Source organism: Deinococcus sp. AB2017081 (assembly GCF_034440735.1).
Classification (GTDB): domain Bacteria; phylum Deinococcota; class Deinococci; order Deinococcales; family Deinococcaceae; genus Deinococcus; species Deinococcus rufus.
Map to the genome: position 1 here is coordinate 430,828 of NZ_CP140098.1, position 16,993 is coordinate 447,820.

Annotated in this window: 21 protein-coding genes; 11 read left to right on the forward strand and 10 right to left on the reverse strand. The window is 70.0% G+C overall.

All coding sequences use genetic code 11. The annotated features are described in order from the left end of the window. Window positions 1-2 precede the first annotated feature (2 nt). On the reverse strand, window positions 3-470 hold the full coding sequence (locus U2P90_RS02065) for a hypothetical protein (protein ID WP_322473588.1): 468 nt from the start codon (window positions 468-470) through the stop codon (window positions 3-5). A gap of 42 nt (window positions 471-512) precedes the next feature. Here U2P90_RS02065 and U2P90_RS02070 point away from each other — a divergent pair, with 42 nt between their 5' ends. The 4 genes from U2P90_RS02070 to U2P90_RS02085 all read left to right on the forward strand — a co-directional run bounded on the left by U2P90_RS02070 (window position 513) and on the right by U2P90_RS02085 (window position 2,265). Further along, entirely contained in the window at window positions 513-914 is a 402-nt protein-coding gene (locus tag U2P90_RS02070; RefSeq protein WP_322473589.1) for a putative dsRNA-binding protein, read from the forward strand. Between the two features lie 70 nt (window positions 915-984). Beyond that, a complete protein-coding gene (locus tag U2P90_RS02075; protein ID WP_322473590.1) occupies window positions 985-1,653 on the forward strand; it encodes an HAD family hydrolase in 669 nt (222 codons plus the stop codon). Window positions 1,654-1,657: 4 nt separating this feature from the next. Next, entirely contained in the window at window positions 1,658-1,999 is a 342-nt protein-coding gene (locus tag U2P90_RS02080; protein ID WP_322473591.1) for a YraN family protein, read from the forward strand. Window positions 2,000-2,061: 62 nt separating this feature from the next. Further along, window positions 2,062-2,265, forward strand: coding sequence for a hypothetical protein (locus U2P90_RS02085; protein ID WP_322473592.1), 204 nt, complete (start codon window positions 2,062-2,064; stop codon window positions 2,263-2,265). Between the two features lie 128 nt (window positions 2,266-2,393). Here the strand turns inward: U2P90_RS02085 and U2P90_RS02090 are convergent, their stop codons facing one another. The 3 genes from U2P90_RS02090 to U2P90_RS02100 all read right to left on the reverse strand — a co-directional run bounded on the left by U2P90_RS02090 (window position 2,394) and on the right by U2P90_RS02100 (window position 4,891). Further along, entirely contained in the window at window positions 2,394-2,744 is a 351-nt protein-coding gene (locus U2P90_RS02090) for a hypothetical protein (RefSeq protein WP_322473593.1), read from the reverse strand. An 86-nt stretch (window positions 2,745-2,830) separates the two neighbouring features. After that, window positions 2,831-4,222, reverse strand: coding sequence for a class II fumarate hydratase (gene fumC / locus U2P90_RS02095; RefSeq protein WP_322473594.1), 1,392 nt, complete (start codon window positions 4,220-4,222; stop codon window positions 2,831-2,833). Between the two features lie 54 nt (window positions 4,223-4,276). Beyond that, window positions 4,277-4,891, reverse strand: a complete 615-nt coding sequence (locus tag U2P90_RS02100) for a CGNR zinc finger domain-containing protein (protein ID WP_322473595.1) — start codon at window positions 4,889-4,891, stop codon at window positions 4,277-4,279. Between the two features lie 199 nt (window positions 4,892-5,090). Here U2P90_RS02100 and U2P90_RS02105 point away from each other — a divergent pair, with 199 nt between their 5' ends. From U2P90_RS02105 to U2P90_RS02120, 4 genes are all read left to right on the forward strand, one after another. Then, window positions 5,091-6,344 carry an MFS transporter gene (locus U2P90_RS02105; RefSeq protein ID WP_322473596.1) on the forward strand — a complete coding sequence of 418 codons (1,254 nt, stop codon included), beginning with the start codon at window positions 5,091-5,093 and terminating at the stop codon, window positions 6,342-6,344. 84 nt (window positions 6,345-6,428) lie between these two features. Beyond that, window positions 6,429-7,277, forward strand: a complete 849-nt coding sequence (locus U2P90_RS02110) for an AraC family transcriptional regulator (RefSeq protein WP_322473597.1) — start codon at window positions 6,429-6,431, stop codon at window positions 7,275-7,277. Window positions 7,278-7,335: 58 nt separating this feature from the next. After that, complete coding sequence (locus U2P90_RS02115; protein ID WP_322473598.1) at window positions 7,336-8,565, forward strand: MFS transporter; 1,230 nt, start codon at window positions 7,336-7,338, stop codon at window positions 8,563-8,565. A gap of 73 nt (window positions 8,566-8,638) precedes the next feature. Continuing rightward, a complete protein-coding gene (locus U2P90_RS02120; RefSeq protein ID WP_322473599.1) occupies window positions 8,639-9,193 on the forward strand; it encodes a hypothetical protein in 555 nt (184 codons plus the stop codon). Here the strand turns inward: U2P90_RS02120 and U2P90_RS02125 are convergent, their stop codons facing one another. Next, window positions 9,194-9,343, reverse strand: a complete 150-nt coding sequence (locus U2P90_RS02125; protein WP_322473600.1) for a hypothetical protein — start codon at window positions 9,341-9,343, stop codon at window positions 9,194-9,196. Window positions 9,344-9,364: 21 nt separating this feature from the next. Between U2P90_RS02125 and U2P90_RS02130 the strand changes: the two genes are divergently transcribed. The 3 genes from U2P90_RS02130 to U2P90_RS02140 all read left to right on the forward strand — a co-directional run bounded on the left by U2P90_RS02130 (window position 9,365) and on the right by U2P90_RS02140 (window position 12,219). Beyond that, on the forward strand, window positions 9,365-9,706 hold the full coding sequence (locus U2P90_RS02130; RefSeq protein ID WP_322473601.1) for a hypothetical protein: 342 nt from the start codon (window positions 9,365-9,367) through the stop codon (window positions 9,704-9,706). Between the two features lie 71 nt (window positions 9,707-9,777). Further along, a complete protein-coding gene (locus U2P90_RS02135) occupies window positions 9,778-10,779 on the forward strand; it encodes a YpdA family putative bacillithiol disulfide reductase (protein ID WP_322473602.1) in 1,002 nt (333 codons plus the stop codon). Window positions 10,780-10,830: 51 nt separating this feature from the next. After that, on the forward strand, window positions 10,831-12,219 hold the full coding sequence (locus U2P90_RS02140) for a VanW family protein (protein WP_322473603.1): 1,389 nt from the start codon (window positions 10,831-10,833) through the stop codon (window positions 12,217-12,219). Window positions 12,220-12,291: 72 nt separating this feature from the next. On the opposite strand, the gene parB is transcribed toward U2P90_RS02140, so the two are convergent. The 5 genes from parB to mnmG form a co-directional block, all read right to left on the reverse strand. Beyond that, window positions 12,292-13,131: a ParB/RepB/Spo0J family partition protein ParB gene (gene parB / locus U2P90_RS02145; protein WP_322473604.1), complete on the reverse strand. Its 840-nt coding sequence runs from the start codon at window positions 13,129-13,131 to the stop codon at window positions 12,292-12,294. After that, complete coding sequence (locus tag U2P90_RS02150) at window positions 13,115-13,864, reverse strand: ParA family protein (RefSeq protein WP_295819530.1); 750 nt, start codon at window positions 13,862-13,864, stop codon at window positions 13,115-13,117. Before U2P90_RS02150 ends, parB begins: the two co-directional genes overlap by 17 nt. Before the next feature lie 10 nt (window positions 13,865-13,874). Further along, window positions 13,875-14,612, reverse strand: coding sequence for a 16S rRNA (guanine(527)-N(7))-methyltransferase RsmG (rsmG, locus tag U2P90_RS02155; RefSeq protein ID WP_322473605.1), 738 nt, complete (start codon window positions 14,610-14,612; stop codon window positions 13,875-13,877). Continuing rightward, window positions 14,609-14,929: a hypothetical protein gene (locus tag U2P90_RS02160; protein ID WP_295819525.1), complete on the reverse strand. Its 321-nt coding sequence runs from the start codon at window positions 14,927-14,929 to the stop codon at window positions 14,609-14,611. Before U2P90_RS02160 ends, rsmG begins: the two co-directional genes overlap by 4 nt. Window positions 14,930-15,015: 86 nt before the next feature. After that, window positions 15,016-16,821 carry a tRNA uridine-5-carboxymethylaminomethyl(34) synthesis enzyme MnmG gene (gene mnmG, locus U2P90_RS02165; RefSeq protein ID WP_322473606.1) on the reverse strand — a complete coding sequence of 602 codons (1,806 nt, stop codon included), beginning with the start codon at window positions 16,819-16,821 and terminating at the stop codon, window positions 15,016-15,018. Between the last annotated feature and the right edge of the window lie 172 nt (window positions 16,822-16,993).

Below are 16,993 nucleotides of genomic sequence, written 5' to 3' on the forward strand. Positions count from 1 at the left end.
CGTTACGGCCCGCGCGTCAGGGTGCAGGTGCCCAGGCGCAGTTCGCGGCGGGCCGCGTCCCGGTCGGCGGGGGTGCGGGCCACGCCACTCAGCGCCAGCGCGGCCTCCAGCCGGGCGGGCAACTCGGACAGCGTGCCGGTGGCGAGGACGCCCGACAGCACCGGGGCGTCCAGGGGGCCAGCCACCACGCAGGCCAGGCCCAGACCGCCGGCACGGGCATCCAGCAGATCCAGGGCGACCAGGGTGCGCCGGGCCGTGTCCAGCAGCAGCACGCCCCGGTCGGCGCGGTAGGTGGCCGGGGTGCCGGTGGGCGGCGCGGCGGTCAGGCGCAGGGTGGTGCGGAAGGTCTCACCGTCGGCGGTGGTGGCGCTCAGCGTCCAGGCCTGTCCCGGCTGCACCGGCTCGGCGTGGGCGACGCCACACGTCAGGGTCAGCAGGGCCAGCAGGCGCAGCGGGTGTGGGCTGGGCATGCCGGGAGCGTAGCGCGGCCAGAGCACGGTACGCTCTGGGTCATGAATGCCAAGGGTGACCTGATCGCGCGGCTGGCGGCCCAGGGCCTCGGTGCCCCGGTCTTCGAGGCGCTGCCCAGCGGCCCGCCCCATGACCTGACCTTCCACGCGCGGGTGCTCGTGGGTGGCCAGCCGCTGGGCACGGGCGGTCAGGCCCGCAGCAAGAAGGACGCCGAGCGGGCCGCTGCCGAGGCCGCCCTGCGGGTGTTGGACGGCGTGCCGGACGACGCCGGAACCGCCCCCCGTGGCCGCTGGCCGGTCTACGCCGCCGTGCTGGCCCAGGCACTGGACGCCGCCGTGGACCTCTGCCCCGAGGACGCCACGCTGGACGAGGTGCGCGCCGAGGCTGCCCGGCTGTACCGCGACCTCCTGACCGAACTGGGTCACGGGCCGGAAGGCGGGTGAAGGTGCGGCCGTGCCTGCCGCGTGTACATGACGCGGGCACACCGGGCCCCCGGTGCACGACACTGGGCGCATGAAGGATTCCTGGCCCTGGCGACCCTCGGGCGTGCTGTTCGACATGGACGGCGTGCTCACCGCGAACAACCACCACCACCGGCAGGCGTGGTCGGAGACGGCCCGCAGCGTGCTGAACCTGCACCTGACCGAGGAGGATCTGGACACCAAGGTCGATGGTGGCCGCAACCCCGAGATCATCGAGCGCCTGACCGGCAGCTACCCCGATGCCGTGCTCGCCGCCAGATTCGAGGACGCCAAGGAGGGCCGCTACCGCGAACTGGCCGCCGGTGCCCTGATCGAGGTGGCGGGCCTGAGCGCGTATCTGGACGCCCTGGACGCGCGGGGCATTCCGTTCTCGCTCGTGACCAGCGCGGGCCTGCCCAACGTCGCCTTCGGGATGGAACAGCTGGGCTTCGGCCAGCGCTTCGTGACCCGTGTGACCGGCGAGGACGTGTCACGCGGCAAGCCGCACCCCGAACCCTTCCTGCTGGGTGCGGCCCGGCTGGGCCTGGACGCCGCCGACTGCCTGGCCCACGAGGACGCCGTCAACGGCGTGCGCAGCGCCGCCGGAGCCGGCTGCCGGGTGGTGGCGCTCACGACCACCGCCCCCGGAGCGGCGCTGCTGGAGGCCGGCGCGTCGCTGGCCGTGCCGGACTTCACCGGCTGGGCCGCGTGGCTGGCATAGATCCATGAAGGGCGCAGACGCGGAAGACCGGGCCGAGGCTCACCTGCGTGCCCTGGGGCGCGAGATCGTGGCCCGCAACTACCGCATTCCGGGCGGCGAGATCGATCTGGTCACCCGCGACGGCGACGTGCTGGTGTTCACAGAGGTGCGGCAGCGCCGGCAGGAGACCCACGGCAGCGCCGCCGAGTCCGTCACGCCGCGCAAGCTCGCGCTGATGCGCCGCGCCGCCCTGACCTATCTGGTGCGCGAACTGGGCCGCGACGACGTGCCGTGCCGGCTGGAGGTGCTCGCCATCGACGGGGCCGCCGACTCGGGCACCATCACGCTCATTCCGCTCGACGGCTGAACCGGTACCCGCTCCATGCTGTCCTCACCGCGCCGCGCCGTGGCCTCTCTACACTGCCCTCCATGACCGAGGCGCACCGACAGCGTGAAAAGCCCTGCGCCCGCTGCGGCCAGCCCGGACCGGTGATGTACCGCGTGGTGCGCCGCGAGGCCGAGAGCTGGATCTTCCTGTGCCCGCCCTGCCGACACGCCGAGGCCGAGAACAACCCCGAGTACCGCTACGGCGGCACCTGGAAGGCAACCAAGGGGCGTGGCGGGTCTGCGTAGGGATCAAAACAAAAAACCCGCCCTTCTCGGACGGTGATAGGGAAAATATAGCGTGGTATGCAGCGGAGGTCAAGCGCTGCGTCCCGATCTGAAAATATTCGGCTGAGACGTGGTTGCGGTGCCCTTTGCTAGAGCCTGCTGTGCATAGCCCCGTCTGATGCCCTGCGGATGACCTCCAGCCAGTTCACGGCAACGTACAGGGGCAGGACGGCCAGCGCCGTCGAGACGACGCCAAGCAGAACCGTTTCCAGGGTGGACAGGAAGGTGCCGCCGACTCCCCCCACCAGCAGGCCGACCAGACTGGTGCGGAAGATTACCAGCGGCAGGAGCGAGGTCAGCAACACGGCCGCCAGCACGCCCCACATGGCCCGCATCCCCAGGTCGCGGCGACCGACCCACACCCCGTAGGCGAGGATCAGTGCCGCAGCCAGCACGCCGAAGCCCGAGCCCAGGTTTCCCAGATTGACGGTGGAATTCATACCTGAAGGTAGCCTGGACGCGCTCCAGAAGTGAATGCACATGAGGCGGCACCGTGACAGCGCCGCCCCTCTCGCCTTCCCTGCCCTCAGCTGTGCGTCATATCGAGCGGAATGACCCACTGCGCGAACTCTTCGTCCGTGACGTAGCCCAGCGCCAGCGCGGCTTCCTTCAGGCTGCTGCCTTCCTTGTGGGCCTTCTTGGCAATCGCGGCGGCCCTGTCGTAGCCGATGTGCTTGTTCAGGGCCGTGACCTGCATCAGGTTGATGCTCAGGTTATGCTCGATCTTCTCATAGGCAGGCTCAATGCCGACCGCGCAGTTGTCGTTGAAGGCAAGGCAGGCGTCGCTGATCAGACGGATGCTCTCCAGCACGGCATGTACCATCACCGGCTTGAACACGTTCAGCTGGAAGTTGCCCTGCGACCCGGCGAAGGCCACGGTGGCGTCGTTGCCGAAGACGCGGGTGGCGACCATGGTCATGGCCTCGGACTGGGTGGGGTTGACCTTGCCGGGCATGATGCTGCTGCCGGGCTCGTTCTCGGGAATCACGATCTCGCCGATGCCGTTGCGGGGGCCACTGGCGAGCCAGCGCACGTCGTTCGCCATCTTCATCAGGGCGCCCGCCAGCGTCCGCAGGGCTGCCGAGGTCTGCACCAGGGCGTCGTGGGCGCTCAGGGCGGCGAACTTGTTCTCTGCGCTGCGGAAGGTGAATCCGGTCTCCTCGCTGTACTTCTGCGCGGCCAGATCACCGAATTTCGGGTGGGCGTTCAGGCCGGTACCCACCGCCGTGCCGCCGATGGCGAGTTCCAGCAGACCCTCGCCCGCATGGCGCACCTCCGCGAGCGCGTAGTCGAGCTGCGCGACCCAGCCGCCGATTTCCTGGCCCAGCGTGATCGGCGTGGCGTCCTGCAGGTGCGTGCGGCCCACCTTGACCAGCCCGGCGTGCTGCTGCGCCTTGGCATCCAGCGTGTCACGCAGCTTCTGCACACTGCCGTACAGCCGCTCGTTCAGTTCCAGCACCACGGCGATGTGCATGGCGGTCGGGAAGGTGTCGTTGCTGCTCTGGCCCCGGTTCACGTGGTCGTTGGGATGCACCGGGGCCTTGCTGCCCATTTCGCCGCCCGCGATCTCGATGGCCCGGTTGGAGATGACCTCGTTGGCGTTCATGTTGCTCTGCGTGCCCGAGCCGGTCTGGAACACCACCAGGGGGAAGTGCTCATCCAGCGTCCCGGCGATCACCTCGTCGGCGGCCTGCACGATCAGGTCGGCCACGTCGCGGGGGAGTTCGCCCAGATCGGCGTTGGCCTGCGCGGCGCCCTTTTTCAGGATGCCCAGCGCCCGGATCACGGGGCGGCCCCACACGAAGGTGTCCCGGCCGATCGGGAAGTTGTGAATGCTGCGCTCGGTCTGGGCGCCCCAGTAGCGGGTGGCGTCCACGTCCAGCGTGCCCATGGTGTCCGACTCTTTGCGGGTGGTCATAGCACTTCAGTGTAGGCCGCGCGGCGTGTCACACAGCGGGGAACGCGGGGAACGTCACACCGTCGCGCGCTGGCGATGGCGCTGCGCCTTGGCGCGGTTGCCGCAGTCCTCCATGCTGCACCAGCGGCGACGTCCGGCCTTGCTGGTGTCCAGAAACAGCCAGCCGCAGCCGCGGTCGTCGGCGCACTGCCGCACGCGCTCCAGCGGGCCGCCGGTCAGCAGGTCGGCGGCGTCCAGCGCCACGGGCCACCACACGCGGTTCAGGTCGTCGCCGGGAGCGTCCCACGTCAGGGTGAATCGGTGGCCATCCGGCACGAGGCGCTGGTGCCGGGCGGCCTCCAGCCGGGCGGTGTCCAGGGCTCCTAAATCCTCGGGGAGCGGGGAGTGGCCGTGGCTGAGCGCCGAAAAGACACGGTAGATGACCTCCCGCAGCGCACGGGCGCGGGCCAGCAGCGCGGCGGCGCGGCGGGGATGGGCCGCTGCGTGGGCGTGGAGCGCCGCCGCCGTGGTGGCATCGAGGGCCCCGGCCTCGGCGGCCCAGCGGATCACGTCGGCGGGCGTGTGAACCCGTTCGCCGGGATGGTCGGTGTCGTGCCAGTCCACGGTGTTCGCGAAGTCCAGGCACAGCCGCTCGGCCAGGAACGAGAACGCGGCAGCGGGCGCGGTCATGCCTCCACTGTACCGACCATGCGGGTGAACGAAGGCGCAATGGCGGACAATCCGCCTCCGTCGTAACCTCAGAAGACATCTTTAAGGGTTATGGTCACGATCAGTGCCAGGAGGAGTCCATGCCAGATCAGCCGAGTGCCATTCCGACGACCCCGGCGCCCACCACCGACACGGCCACGCAGCTCCGGACGGCCGCTCCATGACCACCGTGGGCAGCGATCCGCCCGCGCTGCGGGCCCAGCCGGACTTCCTGAAGCTGTGGGGGAGCGAGACCGTCTCGCTGTTCGGTACAGCCATCACCACGCTGGCGCTGCCCCTGACGGCGGTCACGCGGCTGGACGCCACGCCCGCACAGATGGGCATGCTGGGCGCGGCGCAGTTCCTGCCCTTCCTGCTGCTGGCGCTGCCGCTGGGCGTGTGGGTCGACCGCCGGGCCCGCCGCCCCCTGATGATCGTGGCCAACGCCGGCCGCGCCGCGCTGCTGGCCGTGATCCCCCTCGGAGCGGCGGCGGGGTGGCTGCGTATGGACACGCTGTACCCGGTGGCCCTGATCGCCGGCACGCTGGACGTGCTGTTCCACCTGTCCTACTCGGCGTACCTGCCGGGGCTGGTCGGCACGGCCCGGCTCGTGCAGGGCAACAGTTCCCTGCAGGCCAGCGCGTCGGTCGCGGAGATCGCCGGGCCGGGGCTGGCCGGCGTGCTGATCGGCTGGCTGGGCGCACCGGGCGCCCTGCTGCTCGACGCCGCGTCATATGTGCTGGCCGCGCTGGGGATCTCGGCCATCCGGCAGCGCGAGGTGGCCCCGGCGCGGGCCGGACATCCGGTTCACCTGCTCACCGAGGTGCGCGAGGGCCTGGGACTGGTCGTCCGCCACCCGATGCTGCGCGCCATGGTCATCGAGGCCGCGATCTTCAACGGAGCGATGCAGGCGCTGGGCACGCTGTTCGTGCTGTACGCCACGCGCGACCTGCACCTGAGTCCCGCGCAGCTGGGCCTGATCTTCGGGGCGGGCGGCGTGGGGGCACTGCTGGGATCGCTGCTCGCCGGGCCGCTCGCCGTCCGAGTGGGCTTCGGCCGGGCGCTGGTGCTGGCCGCCGCGCTGGCATGCGTCGCGCCGCTGCTCGTGCCCGCCATCCACGGAACCCCCGCCACCACCGTGCCACTGCTGATGCTCGCGTACGCCCTGGAGGGCGTGGGGGTGGCCGCGTCCTCGATCCACCACCTGAGCCTGCGCCAGGCGCTGACCCCGCCGGAACTGCTGGGCCGCATGAGCGCCAGCTACCGCACCGTGACCTACGGCGTGCTGCCGCTGGGTGCGCTGCTGTTCGGCGTGCTGGGCCAGCACATGGGCCTGAACGCCGCGCTGTGGGTGGGCACCGCCATGACCGCGACCGGGTGGCTGTGGGTACGCTTCTCGCCTGTGTGGACACTGCGGCAACTCCCGGAGGGCTGAGCGGGGCGTGTCTTGCATTTTTACGACAGCGGCCCCGGCCATCCGGCGGAGGCGCGGTGCGGACGGGTCTGCCACAGTGGGGACATGAAGTCGCACCACGTGCTGCCCTCCTCACCGGAACTGCGGCACCTGGTGCAGGCCTATCTGCTGATCGACGACGATGATCCGCAGGAGTCGCAGCGCGTCAGCCTGCCGGAACACACCGCCCACCTCATGTTCTTCGTCGGGCGCGGCTGGGAGATCGGGCCGGACGGCAGGGTCATGCCGATCGTACAGGCGTCGCTCAGCGGCCTGTCGCTGATTCCCACCCGGATGGTCTCGAGCGGCCCGATCCGGGCGGTGGGGGTCGAACTCTATCCCTGGGCGGCCCGGCAGCTGTTCGGCTGGAGCTACCCGGATCCCCCGCTCGACCTGCTGGGCGGCGCCGCAGGGCCACACGCCCAGCGAACCGCCCAGCAGGTCATGGCGGCCCTCACGAACCGCGACACCGAGACCGCCATCGGCTGTCTGCACGCCTGGCTGCTCCGCCTGGCCGCCGAGCGCGGCCGGGCCCCCGGCGTGGGCGTGCAGGCGGCCGTCCAGCTGTACCACAGCCATGGGCAGCGCCGCATGGTCGACCTGGCCGACACGCTCAGGCTCAGCACCCGCACACTGGAACGACAGTTCCAGCAGGAGGTCGGGATCGGGGCCAAGACCCTGGCCCGGCTGATCCGGTTCGAACTCTCGAGTCTGCAACTGCGCCGGGCTCCAGATACACCCCTGGCGGCCCTGGCCTACGACATGGGTTTCTCGGATCAGGCGCATCTCACCCGCGAATTCCGCGCCCTGGCCGGCCTGACGCCTGGGGCCTTCGCCCGACTCAGCGAACAGCGGAACGAGCACGAGACTGTGGGCGCCGTGCTCGACGTGCGGATGCTGCCGCCGCTGATCTGAGCGGCGGCTGTCGCATTTCTGCAATCACCGCGTCCGGGCTCCCGCCTACGCTGCCCGCATGACCACGTCTCCTCCACCCCGTCCGCCGCTGCTCTTCCTGCTCACCACGGCGTTCCTGTTCTCCATCGGCATGTCGCTGGTCTTCCCGGTGCTGCCCTTCATCGTCACGCAGTACGTGCCCGAGGTCTCGCGGCAGGCCAGCGTGATCGGCTGGCTGGGCGCGGTGTTTGCCCTGCTGGCATTCCTGTCCGCGCCGGTCATGGGCGCCCTGAGCGACGCCTACGGCCGCCGGCCCGTGCTGATCCTCAGCCTGCTGGGATCGGCCCTCGGGTACGTGCTCTTTGGCGTGGGAGGCAGCCTGTGGATCCTGTTCCTGGGCCGCGCCATCGACGGCGCCACCGCCGGCGGCATGAGCGCCCTGTTCGGCTATCTGGCAGATGTCACGCCCGAGGAAGACCGTGGCAGGGTCTTCGGACAGATCGGCGCGGTGATCGGCGCGGGCTTCATCCTCGGGCCGGCCCTCGGCGGGGCACTGGCGCAGGTCAGTCTGTCCGCGCCCATGTTCGTCGCGGCGGCCGTGTGCATCCTGAACATGCTGTGGGGCACCTTCGTCCTGCCCGAGAGCCTGGCCCCCGGGCGCCGGCAGCGGCACTTCGACGCCGCACACCTGAATCCCCTGAGCAGCCTGCGCGCCGCCCTCGCCTTCCCCGCCGTGCGCCGGCTGGTCAGCGTTTCGGTGCTGTTCATGCTGCCCTTCACGATCATGCAGACCGTCCTGGCCCTGCTGGGCCGCGACGCCCTGCACTGGGGCCCCACCCAGCTGGGCACCGTGTTCATGGTGGTCGGCGTGTGCGACATCATCGCGCAGGGCGGGCTGTTGCCGCTGCTGCTGCGCCGGTTCGGAGAGCGGGGGGTGGCGCAGCTGGGCCTGGCCGTGGGGGCCGTGGGCACCGCCGGCCTGGCCATGCTGACCCTGTGGCCGTCCGCTGCTCTGGTGTATGCCGCCACCATCTGTCTGGCAGTCGGCGAGGGGATCTTCACGGCCAGCGTGAACGCCCTGCTCTCGAACGCGGCCCCGGCCGATGCCCAGGGCCGGGTGCAGGGCGGAGCCCAGAGCTTCAGTTCGCTCGCCCAGGTGGCGGGACCGCTGGCGGCCGGGCCGCTGTACGCCCGGACAGGCGGCGTGGGCACCTTCGGCGCGAGCACGGGCCTGATCCTGCTGGCCCTGGGAGTGCTGGTCAGCCAGCGCGGGGCTGGCCAGACCGCGCCGGTCGCCGACACGGCCTGAGCGGTGTGACGGGGATGCCAGCGCCCGGAGCAACACGGCCGGGCGCGGGCGTGCCGTGTCCTACACTGCCCCCATGACCCGCGTTCTGGTACCGTTCCTGTTGCTGGGCCAGACCGGCGCGGCCCCTGCAGACCTCCTGCCCCGGCTGTACGCCGACGGCGTGTTCCGCGGCGCCACGCCGCGGCCGGCGGCCGAGCTGCCGCGCGGCGCCCAGGGTGTGCAGCTGATCCCGGGTGGCTACGGGGGCGAGTGGTTCCTGACCCTGGGTGGCCCGAAGGCGGCGGTCGGGGCGCAGCTGACATACGTGGGCAGCGTGGCGGGCCTCTCGCAGAACACTGCGCCCGTCGCGAAACTGTCGGGCCGGATGGGCGCCACCGTGGCATCGGCATGTTTCGCGGTGGGCACCGACCAGCTGAGCGCCCTGCGGGCGTTCATCGAGGACAGGGTGCGTGCCGGGAGCAGCGCCGACGTGAACAGCGAACGCCGGTTCGGGACGGTGCGCGTGCAGGTGCTCTCGAAGCACGCCGCCGCCACCGACACGCAGCCCGCCGGCCACGCCGAGGTGGATGTGATCCTGACCCGCCTGGGCGCCCCAGGGAGCGGCGCGGCTCCCGCGTGCCGGATCTGATCACGCGGGCTGCTCGGACAGCACCACCAGTGTCCACACCACTGCAGCCAGCAGCACGGCGGCATTCAGCGCGAACACGCTCAGGGTCATGCCCAGGCTGGCGCTGGTGAGCAGCACGCTGAAGATCCGGCCCAGGACGTCCTGCGGCACCCTGCGCTGGATCAGTGGGGTGTGGACGAGCCCGCTGCCGTGGCCCGCCGCAGGGGCAGGCGGGAGCGGCAGCCGACCTGCAGTGCCCTGACCATCCTCGGGCCGCAGACCGGCCGCCGCAGCGGCCTGTGGGTCACCGCACGCGACCTGAGGATGGGCGACGCTGCCGGCCCTGCCGCCCACCTGTGGCGGGGCGATGAGCCCGTCCTGCCGAACATCGGCACGATGCGCCTGAGCCGCCAGTGGGCCTGCAAATTCAGACGCCGCCTGATCTGCCTGTTCCGGGAATTCGAGGGTGACGACATCCCGGGCGGGACGTCCTCCAGCATGGCCCTGATGTTCGTCCGGAGCGCGGTGGACTGACGGCTGTCGCAGGGTGCCTGCCTGCACCCGGGTCACGGTCTGGCGGCCTCTCCCCTGCCAGAATGCCCCCCATGAGTGCCCTTGTTGACGTCGCCATCGTCGGAGCCGGCCCGGTGGGGCTGGCCGCTGCCATCGCCTGCAAGCGGGCCGGCCTGACTTACGTGGTGCTGGAGAAGGGCTGCGTGGTGAACGCCATCTTCGAGTACCCGACCTACATGACCTTCTTCACGACCGCGCCGGAACTGGAGATCGGCAACCATCCGATGGTGACCGGGCACGACAAACCGGATCGCCGCGACGCCCTGATGTACTACCGGCTGGTCACCCAGCGCGAGGCCCTGAACGTCGAGCAGTACACGGAGGTCACGCGGGTGCACGCGGCCCCGGCCGGCTTCACGCTGGAGGTCGAGCAGCGGGACGGCACGCCGGGAGTGGTCGAGGCCCGCCGCGTGGTGGTCGCCACCGGGTACTACGACAACCCCCTGCACCTCGGGATTCCCGGCGAGGACAGCGAGAACGTCAACCACTACTACACCGAGGCGCATCCCTTCATGGGTCTGAACGTGACCGTGATCGGCGCGGGCAACTCTGCCGCCGACGCGGCGCTGGATCTGTGGCGCTCGGGCGTGAATGTCACGATGGTCGTGCGGGCCCCGGAACTCAAGTCCACCATCAAGTACTGGGTTCGCCCGGATCTCGAAAATCGGATCAAGGAAGGCAGCATCACCGCGCACTTCGGGTCGCGTGTGGTCGAGATCCACCCGGAGCACGTGGTCGTGCAGCGCGAGGACGGCACGACATGGATCCTGCCGACCCACTTCACCTTCGCGCTGACGGGGTACCGGCCCGACCTGTCGTTCCTGTCGGAGCTGCACCTCGCCACGCAGCCGGATCAGTGCCTGGTGCTCGACGGGCACTACCAGAGCAGTGTGCCGGGCCTGTACGTGGTGGGCAGCGCAGGATTCGCGGGCCGCACCAACCAGGTGTTCATCGAGAACGGACGCTTCCACGCCGATCTGGCGGTGGCAGACATCGCGCGCGACCTGACAGCGGTGACCCCCATCCCCCAGTGAGCGGCGCCTCGGCTCACCGCAGTGGGAAGACCGCGTGAAATACTCGCGGGCATGACGTTCAGACCGCTGCTGGCCCTGAGCCTGGGCCTGTTCCTGTGCACCGGGGCCGCGCAGGGCCAGGATCCCGTGATCCCTGCCCTGCCCCCGGTGGCGACCCCGACGCCCCCCCAGGAGCCGCCAGCCGAACCACCGACGGCTGAACCCCCGACGGAGCCCGTCACGGAGCCGCCGGCACCCACGCCGCCTGAACTGCCTCCCGTGGCCGTCCCCACGCCACCAGCACCGGCCCCGCTGGAACCTGTGCCCGCGCCACAGCCACCGGTGCCACAGGTTCAGGCCAGGCCGGCCATCAGTCAGGCCCCGCTGCTGATCACGGTCGAGACGACATGGCCAGCGCTGATCGGTGGGAAGGCGGGCACCGTACCGTTCTCGCGCACGCTGACCATTCCCGGAGCGCGGGCCGCCCAGCTCCGGGAACGCGGCAAGATCACCGAGAGCCTGGAGGCCGACCTGAAGGCCTTCATGGCGTCGCTGCCCATCACACCGCAGGATGCCCGCTTCGAGGAACAGTGGGACGGCTGGGCCGTCGTGCAGAAAAATGGCCTGACCATCGATCTGGACGCCACCCGGCGCAACGTCCTGGCGGCACTGACCGCACCGAACGGCGTGAAGGCGGCGGTGGTCGTGGCCGGCCAGAAGGCTCCGGGCCGGACGCTGGAGTACTTCCGGTCACGGGGCCTGACCGCGCATCTCAGCGGCGGCGAGACGAACTACTACGGCAGCAGCCCGGCCCGGGTGACGAACATCCATGTGGGCGCCCGTCATTTCAACGACCGCCTGGTGGACACGTCCATGGTCTCGTTCAATGAGATGGTCGGCCCGATCACCGTGAAGACGGGGTTCGTGACGGGGCTGGTGATCGCCGGCGAACGCACCGCCGACGGCGTGGGCGGCGGCATCTGCCAGGTCAGTACCACGGTGTTCCGGGCGCTGTACGGCGCCGGCCTGCCGATCGTGCAGCGGCAGAACCACTCGTATCAGGTGCACTACTACGATCCGCAGGGACTGGACGCCACCATCTACCAGCCCAGCCTGGATCTGAAGTTCCGCAATGACACGGGCGGTGCGCTGTGGTTCCAGACCGGCTGGGATGACACGACCTCCAGTCTGCGCGTGGACGTCTTCGGTCGGCCGCGCGACTTCACCGTGGAACTGGGCAAGCCCCGCACCCTGAAGTCGACGCCTTCGCCCGCCGACCGGCTGATTCCCGACAGCTCACTGGCGGCCGGACAGCGCCGGCAGGTGGACTGGGCGGCTCCCGGCGCGGTGATCGAGGTCACACGGTCGTTCGTCCGGGGGGGCAAGACCTTCAGGCAGGACGTGCTGCGCTCGACCTACCGTCCGTGGCCGAACATCTATCTGGTGGGCACCCGGCGCTGACGGCCGCATACCTGGAGGGGAGAGACCTGCGGGCCTCTCCCCTGTTCTGTTGCCGCACCTGTCTGTCTCCCGCTACTCCGCGCTGTAGCCCAGCAGTTCCAGGATCCGGTCAAGTTCCTCACGGCTGGCGTAGTTGAGTTCCACACGGCCCTTGTCGCTGCCGGTGATCTTCACGCGGGTGCCGGTGCGGCGGCTCAGATCCAGCTCGACCTGGCGGTACGCACGCGGCGGATTCACCTTGACCGGCACCGGCGCTTTCGCCTCCCGCCGCAGTCCCTCGGACTCGCGGACATTCAGGTTGCGCGCCCGGATCTGCTCCAGGGCCCACAGCCGGTCTCCCTCCGGCTGGGCCAGAATGGCGCGGGCGTGACCGGCACTGATGTCCCCGGCCTCCAGGGCCCCCAGCGCCGGAGCCGGCAGCGTGAGCAGCCGCAGGGCGTTGGCCACGGTGCTGCGGCCCTTGCCGACGGCCTGCGCCACCCCCTCCTGGTTCAGCCCATGGTCGATCAGGGCCTGATAGGCCCGCGCCTCTTCCAGCGGCCCCAGATCCTCGCGCTGGAGGTTCTCGACGATGGCGATCTCCAGGGCATCCCGGTCACCCAGATCGCGGATGATCACCGGCAGCTGGGTCAGCCCGGCCAGCTGGCTGGCCCGCCAGCGCCGCTCGCCGGCCACGATCTCGAAGGCGTCGCCGCGCGGACGCACCAGCAGGGGCTGCAGCACCCCCTTCTCGCGGATGCTCTGGGCGAGTTCGGCGAGCGCCTCGGGCTGGAAGACCTGCCGGGGCTGGTACGCCGCCTGCACGATGCGGTCGATGTTCAGCGTCTGCACCTGCGGGCCGCCCGGCGCGTCCGCCGCAGGCCGGGCGAGCAGCGCGTCCAGACCGCGCCCCAGACTAGATTTTTTCGACACGCTGCAGCACCTCCTCGGCCAGCCGCTTGTACGACGCCGCCCCGCTGGACAGAGGCGCGAAGGCATTGATGGGCTTGGCGTAGCTGGGGGCCTCGGAGAGGCGCACGTTGCGCGGCACGACCGACCAGAACACCAGCTCGCCGAAGTGCTGACGCACCATCGTCTCGACCTCCTGCGACAGGTTGGTGCGGCCGTCGAACATGGTCAGCACCACACCCAGCACCTTCAGGCGGGGATTGAGGCCGCCCTGCACGCGCGTCACGGTCTCCATCAGTCCGGCGAGGCCCTCCAGTGCGTAATACTCGGCTTGCAGTGGGATCAGCAGGGCGTCGGCGGCCGCCAGCACATTGACGGTGAGCGGTCCCAGGCTAGGAGGCGCGTCGATCATCACGAGGTCGTAGCCCTGCACGCTGGCCAGCAGTCGCCCCAGGGCATCCGGGTCGTCCGCCAGTTCCACACCGGCCCCGGCCAGATCGGGGGTCGAGGGCAGCACGTCCAGACCACTCTGAGCGGTTCCACGGGTGAACTCCTTGACTCTGGACGGATCTCCCAGCGCCTCGTACAGGCCGTGCTCCGCGCCGCGCAGGCCCAGCCCGCTGGTCGCATTCCCCTGGGGATCCATATCGAGCAGGAGCACCCGTCGGCCTCCGGCCGCCAGATAGGCGGCAAGGTTCACAGCCGTGGTCGTCTTGCCCACGCCACCTTTCTGGTTCACGATTCCGAGTGCTTTCAAGGAGTCACCGTCACTTCGCCGTCCAGAATAACGGCTGCCGGGCCGGCACACCCTCACGCCTGGGGTAGGTGCGGGGCGTCGGACGGGTCTTCTCCACCACGATCAACGACCGGGCGTCGCCCAGCAGCGGCAGCTCGAACGGCTCCGCGGCGATGATCTCTCCGCCCACCTCGGCCGCGGCCCGGCGTCCTGCCGCCAGCTCTTCCTCGCCGATGGCCCCCTTCTGCGCCACCAGTCGGCCTCCGGATCGCAGCAGCGGCAGGGCCAGCTCGACCAGCACCGGCAGCGCAGCGACCGCGCGGACGACGACCCGGTCGTAGCGGCCACGATTGTTGGGATCGCGTCCCAGCGTCTCGGCCCGGCCGACCACCGGCTGCACCTGAGGCAGCGCGAGCTGCGTCGCGGCGTCGCGGACAAAGTCGATCTTCTTGCGGATCGAGTCCAGAGGTGTCAGCTGGAGCGCTGGCCTCAGCACGGCCAGTGGCAGGGCGGGGAACCCGGCACCGGTGCCCACGTCGATCACGGTCAGGTCACCGTCGAGGTGCGCTCCCCGCAGGCAGCAGGCCGAATCGATGAAGTGTTTGAGGACGATGTCGCGCTCGGTCTTCAGCGCGGTGAGATTCACGTGTGCATTGCGTTCGACAAGCAGGCTGTGGAGCTGACCGAACTGCTGCACCTGGTGCTCGCCCGGAACGATTGAGAGCGCACCGAGTCCATCCCGCAGGAGCTGTTCACCTTCGGGCGTCACAGCTGGTACCGCGCCTTCATATCGCTGTAGCGCTCGTAGACGTGTGCATCGATGCGCTCCAGCGGCAGGGCGTCCAGCATCGGTACCAGGGTCTCCCGCAACAGAGCCCCCCGCACCATCCACTGGAAATAGGAGCGCCCGCCGTGCTGATAGGGCCCGTACAGCTTCGAGCCGGGCACCAGCTCCACCAGCGTGCGGAACAGCGCCTCGTGCCGGGTGTGCATCCGCACTGTGACCTGCGGCTGCCGTCCATCACCGCCAAAGTGCCCCTCTCCGATCAGGACACCGAGCACCAGTCCCTGGTCAAATGCCTCCATGTCCGTTCCTCCCTGTGTTTCACCGTCAAGTTTCCCGTGAAACATCCAGGGCGTCAAGCGCTCAACCGTACAGCTGTGTTTCACCGTCAAGTTTCCCGTGAAACATCGCGGCGTTTCAGATGCACCAGCAGCGCACTCACATCGGCGTGCCGGACACCGGGCACCCGAGCGGCCTGCGCCAGGGTGACTGGGGCATGCCGCTGCAGCTTCTCGCGGGCCTCCAGGGACAGGCCCGCCACCTCGGCGTAGGCGACTCCCTCGAGGGCCAGATGCTGGGCGCGCTGCTCCGCCTCCAGCTGGTGTGCAGCCCGGCGGATGTATCCCTCGTATTTCACGCGGATCTCGACCGCCTCGCGCTCGGCGGCGTCCAGTGCCGGCAGCTGAATGCCCAGTGCCTCCACGTCGTCCAGGGTGAATTCGGGACGCCGCAGCCACGCATCGCCGGTCTGCCCTCCGGCGCGTTGACGGGCCAGCGCGGCCACCCCCTCCGCCACCCGGTGGTACTTCGCCGCGATCCGTTCCCCGGCGGCGGCAGTCACCAGCCCAAGCTGGACACCGAGCTGTCCCAGCCGCTCGTCAGCGTTGTCCTGACGGCACAGCAGTCGGTGCTCCACACGGCTGGTCATCATGCGGTACGGCTCGTCGCTTCCACGGAACACCAGATCATCGAGCATCACGCCCAGGTAGCCGCTCGCCCGGCTGAACTCGTGGAGCGGCAGGTCAAGGGCGCGGCGGGCCGCCGACAGGCCGGCCACCAGACCCTGCGCCGCCGCCTCCTCGTACCCGCTCGTGCCGTTGATCTGACCGGCGGTGAACACACCGGCCATCCGGCGCGATTCGAGCTGCACGGTGAGCTCGGTCGAGTCCACGACGTCATATTCCACGGCGTAGGCGTAGCGCTGGATCACTGCCGATTCGAAGCCCGGCAGGGTGCGCACCAGCTGATCCTGCAGGTGGGGGGGCAGGGACGAGCTGAACCCCTGGAGATAGACCTCACTGGTCTGGACACCATCCGGTTCCACGAACAGCAGGTGCCGGTCATGGTGGGCGAACCGCACGACCTTGTCCTCGATACTGGGGCAGTAGCGCGGGCCGCGACCCTCGATATCGCCGGCGTACATCGGGGATTCGTGCAGGTTGTCCTGAATCAGCTGGTGCGTCTGAGCCGTGGTGTGGGTCTGCCACGTGGGGGACTCGCCTGCCCGGGGTCCCGGCTGGCCCGTAAACCCGCGCGGTGCTGGATCCGCCGGGATCTCCAGCAGCGCCGCGAAGTCCACCGAATCCGCCCGGACGCGGGGCGGCGTGCCGGTCTTATACCGCTTGAGGACATGCCCGCCCCGCAGCAGGGGAGAGGACAGAAAACGCGAGGGCGGCTCGCCCTGACGACCTTCGGGACGTGACTGGCGGCCATACCACGTCACTCCGCGCATGAAGGTGCCAGCGGCGATCACCACACTCCGGGTTCGGAACCGCCGCCCATCCGACGTGACCACGACCCATCCTCCGTCGCCGTCCCCCTCCAGATCGGCCGCCTCGCCACGCAGGATCTCCAACGTAGGGTGACCCAGGATGACATCCTGGGCGTACTCGGCGTAGGCGTCCCGCTCGTTCTGCACCCGCAGGGACTGCACCGCCGGCCCCTTGCTGGCATTGAGCACGCGGGTGTGGATCGCGGTGGCATCCGCCAGCTGACCCATCAGGCCGCCGAGCGCGTGCACCTCGAAGACCAGCTGGCTCTTGCCGGGCCCCCCGACCGCCGGATTGCACGGCATCCGGCCCACCGTGGCCGGGTTGCCGACCAGGAGCGCGGTTCGGCACAGCTTCGCGGCCGCCCACGCGGCTTCCAGGCCAGCGTGGCCCCCTCCGATCACCAGCACGTCCCAGTCCGTCATCTCAGCCGGCCAGTGTACCGGTCTTGACCGCCACCAACGGTGACGTGGCGCGTCCGGTGTGCTCCTGCGGGTGTGTCTGGAATGGTCGGACGACCTGGAGCCCGGTGTGGGCCAGACAGAGCCGCTAGAATGCCTAACAACTGTTTTCTAGACAGATCGGCCGGGTCGGCAG

Bases quoted from the DNA above. Each gene is read 5' to 3' on its own strand.
- U2P90_RS02065 (WP_322473588.1), bottom strand. From the start codon at position 470: ATGCCCAGCCCACACCCGCTGCGCCTGCTGGCCCTGCTGACCCTGACG.
- U2P90_RS02070 (WP_322473589.1), top strand. From the start codon at position 513: ATGAATGCCAAGGGTGACCTGATCGCGCGGCTGGCGGCCCAGGGCCTC.
- U2P90_RS02075 (WP_322473590.1), top strand. From the start codon at position 985: ATGAAGGATTCCTGGCCCTGGCGACCCTCGGGCGTGCTGTTCGACATG.
- U2P90_RS02080 (WP_322473591.1), top strand. From the start codon at position 1,658: ATGAAGGGCGCAGACGCGGAAGACCGGGCCGAGGCTCACCTGCGTGCC.
- U2P90_RS02085 (WP_322473592.1), top strand. From the start codon at position 2,062: ATGACCGAGGCGCACCGACAGCGTGAAAAGCCCTGCGCCCGCTGCGGC.
- U2P90_RS02090 (WP_322473593.1), bottom strand. From the start codon at position 2,744: ATGAATTCCACCGTCAATCTGGGAAACCTGGGCTCGGGCTTCGGCGTG.
- fumC (WP_322473594.1), bottom strand. From the start codon at position 4,222: ATGACCACCCGCAAAGAGTCGGACACCATGGGCACGCTGGACGTGGAC.
- U2P90_RS02100 (WP_322473595.1), bottom strand. From the start codon at position 4,891: ATGACCGCGCCCGCTGCCGCGTTCTCGTTCCTGGCCGAGCGGCTGTGC.
- U2P90_RS02105 (WP_322473596.1), top strand. From the start codon at position 5,091: ATGACCACCGTGGGCAGCGATCCGCCCGCGCTGCGGGCCCAGCCGGAC.
- U2P90_RS02110 (WP_322473597.1), top strand. From the start codon at position 6,429: ATGAAGTCGCACCACGTGCTGCCCTCCTCACCGGAACTGCGGCACCTG.
- U2P90_RS02115 (WP_322473598.1), top strand. From the start codon at position 7,336: ATGACCACGTCTCCTCCACCCCGTCCGCCGCTGCTCTTCCTGCTCACC.
- U2P90_RS02120 (WP_322473599.1), top strand. From the start codon at position 8,639: ATGACCCGCGTTCTGGTACCGTTCCTGTTGCTGGGCCAGACCGGCGCG.
- U2P90_RS02135 (WP_322473602.1), top strand. From the start codon at position 9,778: ATGAGTGCCCTTGTTGACGTCGCCATCGTCGGAGCCGGCCCGGTGGGG.
- U2P90_RS02140 (WP_322473603.1), top strand. From the start codon at position 10,831: ATGACGTTCAGACCGCTGCTGGCCCTGAGCCTGGGCCTGTTCCTGTGC.
- U2P90_RS02160 (WP_295819525.1), bottom strand. From the start codon at position 14,929: ATGGAGGCATTTGACCAGGGACTGGTGCTCGGTGTCCTGATCGGAGAG.
- mnmG (WP_322473606.1), bottom strand. From the start codon at position 16,821: ATGACGGACTGGGACGTGCTGGTGATCGGAGGGGGCCACGCTGGCCTG.